This window comes from Mesorhizobium sp. M2A.F.Ca.ET.039.01.1.1 (genome assembly GCF_003998035.1).
Taxonomy (GTDB): Bacteria; Pseudomonadota; Alphaproteobacteria; order Rhizobiales; family Rhizobiaceae; genus Mesorhizobium.
Genome location: NZ_RZRY01000606.1, coordinates 1 through 3,806, shown reverse-complemented (window position 1 = coordinate 3,806; position 3,806 = coordinate 1). Strand labels below are relative to the sequence as shown.

General features: G+C 66.2%; 4 protein-coding genes. 1 reads left to right on the top strand and 3 read right to left on the bottom strand.

What is annotated here, in order from left to right; translation table 11 throughout:
• A partial coding sequence (locus tag EOA24_RS30310) for a sugar-binding domain-containing protein (protein ID WP_127410397.1) occupies nt 1-679 on the bottom strand: 679 nt, incomplete at its 3' end.
• A gap of 142 nt (nt 680-821) precedes the next feature.
• Between EOA24_RS30310 and EOA24_RS30305 the strand changes: the two genes are divergently transcribed.
• The gene (locus EOA24_RS30305) at nt 822-1,592 is read left to right on the top strand and encodes a hypothetical protein (protein WP_126082912.1); all 771 of its coding nucleotides are present in this window, start codon (nt 822-824) and stop codon (nt 1,590-1,592) included.
• Between the two features lie 17 nt (nt 1,593-1,609).
• Here EOA24_RS30305 and ptsP read toward each other — a convergent pair whose 3' ends face one another.
• Nucleotides 1,610-3,595 carry a phosphoenolpyruvate--protein phosphotransferase gene (ptsP, locus tag EOA24_RS30300; RefSeq protein WP_127410396.1) on the bottom strand — a complete coding sequence of 662 codons (1,986 nt, stop codon included), beginning with the start codon at nt 3,593-3,595 and terminating at the stop codon, nt 1,610-1,612.
• Nucleotides 3,596-3,643: 48 nt separating this feature from the next.
• On the bottom strand, nt 3,644-3,806 hold a 163-nt coding region (locus tag EOA24_RS30295), incomplete at its 5' end, for a PTS glucitol/sorbitol transporter subunit IIA (RefSeq protein ID WP_281059909.1).

Here is a 3,806-nt window from a genome sequence, read left to right as displayed (position 1 = left end):
GCACAGCATCGAGCGCATCGGCCATCTCGAAGATTTCCTGCAGGCCGCAGCGCTCGACCAGCGCGATCTTGGTCTCGACGCTGTCGACGACGGCCGGCGTCGGCATCAAATAGCCGTCGCCCTGAAAAATCTGCGCGAAGCGCCAGGCGAACTCGGCCGGGTTGACCCGGCGCGCGACGCCGACGCCGCCGAGCAGCGAGATCACGCTGAAGTCGGTCAGCGACTTGGCGCTGATGAAAGGCAAGGTGTGGAACAGCGTCACGCCCCAGCCGACGCCGACCCGCATGCCGGATTTCATGGCGTCGGACAGGAACATGCCGGTCTTGGCGGCGATCGCCGGGATCGGATCGGCGTTGGGGTCGGAGAGCGGCGCCACCAGCGCCTGCCGCAGGCCGAAGGTCTTTTCCAGCGCGCGCTCCAGGCGCACGATTTCCAGAAGCTCGCTCTCGATGGTGATCTTGACCTCGTTGCGCGCCCTCGCTTCCGCCAGCATGCGCACGATGGTGACCCGGCCGACGCCGAGCACGTCGGCGATCTCGTTCTGTGTCATCTGCTCGACGAAATACATCCAGGCGGCGCGGATCCTGAGCCGGTCGGTCCGGTTTTCATTGACGACCTGGTCGGCCGCCTCCGCTGTCGCCTTGCCGTTTTCAGCTTCGCCCTGCCGTCGCCTGCCCAAGGTCCCCTCCGCGATGCCGTCGCCGATTCTGCGTACTGGTTAAATATCGTCTATTGATCTACCAATCGACACGAACAATCTAGAGAGGGGCGACTGGCGCCCCCGAGCCGTTGGCGACTTCAGCATTTCGAGGCAATTGGCGATGCTGCGACAAATCTCCGAGGACGTCCGCGCCAACCTGAAGGACCGGCTTCGGGAACTGCGCGACGCCATTCGCCAGAGCCGGCACGACAGCGCCGGCGAGACGTCTCATGATATAGTCGGGAATTTGCCTCCCTTTCCGGGCCGCAGCCTGCTCGGCCACGCCGCGAGCGCTGTCGACGACGCGCTGACGATCGCCGAATCCTTCGTTCCCCATTCCCGGCCGCTCAAGGTCGACGGAACGACCGTGAAAAGCCTGCGCTCCTATTTCCCGGACGGCGATGAAGACCGGCAGATCGGCGGCGAACGTCAATTCAGGCGCGACATGTATTATCTGACCCGCGCGGTTCTGGCCGGTCACGGCGTCGACAATCCCCGCGTACACGAGGCGAGTTTTTCCGCCGTGCACGCCGCGATGCGCAAGCGCCATGCCGATCTTCTGGCTGGAGCGACGGCGGATGCGGTCTCCACCGACCAGGTCGCTGCGGCCTGCGCGGCTCTGCTGGTCGAATGCCTCAACCACCGTCCGGTTCAGCCTGGCGAGGCGGCCACGGCCGACCGGTCGCTCGACATAAGATGTCTGGCGCCTGTCGTGCTTGCCTGCGGACTGGCGACCAAGGCGGACGGCTGCACGCCGGAGCCCGACATTCTCGAGATCGCGGTGCTGGCGGCCGAAGTGCGGGAGGATCGCATCCGGCAGGCTTGCGCTCAGGCCAATGCCGTCCAGGAACTGACACCGGTTCTCGCCACTCTGCTCGCGCATCTGACGTAACCGCCGCGAGGAATCCGCTATCTTTCGGGCGCCATCGCCGCGATGGTCTTCTTGGCGCGCTGGATCGAGGCCGGGCTCATGCTGAGCTCGGTCAGGCCCATCCCGATGAAGGCCGGGATCAGGTCCGGACGGCCGGCGGCCTCGCCGCACATGCCCACCATGATGCCGGCGGCGACACCCGCCTTGGCCGTCAGCTCGATCGCCGACATCACCGCCGGATTGGTGACGTCGTTAAGCTTGGCGACCGTCGGGTTGAGGCGGTCGGCGGCCATGATGTACTGGGTGAGGTCGTTGGTGCCGATCGAGAAGAACGCCACTTCCTTCGCCAGCGCCGACGCGATCAGCACGGCGGCTGGCGTCTCGATCATCACGCCGAGGTCGAAGCTTGCATGCGGCACGCCTTCGGCCTTCAACTCGGTCGCGCATTCATCGACCAGCGCGCGGGTCCGCGTCACCTCGGCGATTTCCGAGACCATCGGCAGCATCACCTTGATGTTGCCGTGAACCGCGGCCCTGAGCAGTGCCCGCAACTGCCTCTTGAAGATGTCGGGACGATCCAGGCACATGCGGATGCCGCGCCAGCCGAGGAAGGGGTTCTCCTCGTCGGGGAATTCGATGCCGGCGATCGGCTTGTCGCCGCCGATGTCGAGCGTGCGTACGATGACCGAATGCGGCGCGAACGCCCTGGCCAGCGCGCTGTAGGTCTCGGCCTGCATGTCTTCCGAAGGCAGGTGCATGTGGCGCATGAAGAGCAGCTCGGTGCGGAACAGGCCGACGCCCATGGCGCCGGCTTCCTGCGCCGCCTCGATCTCTTCCAGCGAGCCGATATTGGCCGCGACCTCGATCACCGTGCCATCCGCGCGGGTCGGCGTCACGCTCTTGAACACTTTCAGCCCGGCGCGCTCCTGCGCCGCGGCTTCAACGCGCTTGTTGAAATCGGAGCGCGTCGCCCCATCCGGATCGACGATGACATGCCCGGCATTGCCGTCGATGGCGACCTCCTTGGCCGCACGCAACTCGTTGATCTTGTCTCCCAGACCCAGCACGGCCGGAACGCCGTGCGAGCGGGCGATGATGGCGATGTGCGAGGTGGCGCCGCCATGGCCGCAGACCACGCCGCCGATGCGCTTCAGCGGCGCGCGCGCCAGATCCCAGGCACCGATGTCGTCGGCAATCAGGATCGCGCCTTGAGGGATGGTCTCCAGGCTGACCTCGTCCTGGCCGAGCAGCACCAGGCAGATCTGCCCGCCGACGGCATGGACGTCGTCGGCCCGGGCATTGAGATAATGGTCGTCGACCGCGCTGAAATCGGCGGCGATGGTGGCCGCGGCCGCGATGACCGCGGAGACCGCATCGTCACCGCCCTTGATCAGTCTTTCGACCTCGCCGGTCAGGCTGTCGTCGGCGGCGATGTCGCGCAAAGCCGCGACGATGCCGCGGTCGCCGGCGGCGAGATTGTTCTCGGCAAGCGTGCGGTCCATGCGCGCCTGGACGCTGGCGACGGCGCCGCGGAAGCGCTCCAGCTCGCTTTCGATCTCGCCGGCCTGCAGGTGCCTGCCCGGCCCCTCGATCTCCGGCGGGAAATGGGCGAAGGCCGGCCCGATCGCCACGCCCTCACTGGCGGCTACGCCCTGCAGTTTCGGCGTTCCATCCGCCGACGCTGCAGCCGGTGCTACGGGCACCGACGCAGGTGCGACGGCTGCGGTTTCAGAGCCGCCCTCACCCGCTTCGCTCTCGTCGTCGAGACCGGCGCGCGGATTCTCCAGATAGCCGATCAGCGCCTCGATCGCCTCGATGGCGTCGGCGCCGTTGGCGCGCACGGTGACTTCCTGGTTTTCCTTGACCGCCAGCAGCATCAGCTTGACCGAGCTCTTGGCGCTGACCGCCTTGCCGTCCTTGATCAGCTCGACATCGGATTCAAAACCCTTGGCGAGTTTTACGAACCGCGTGGCGGGACGGGCGTGCAAACCTTCGTGCACTCTGACGATGGTCGAGCGTTCCATGGCAATTCTCTAGGTTTGGGCGCTTATCGACAGACAGCGCGGATATTATCAGGCGGCGATGGTGATGACAGCGCCCGGTGTAAGGGCGGCCACGAGCGCTCCGGTATCGACCTCGGACGCGCAAACCTCACCCGGCCTTTCGGCCTCGGATGCTCCGTTGAAAGAGATCACGACATGACCCATCTCGCGGACCTTGCTCCAGGCCGTGGAG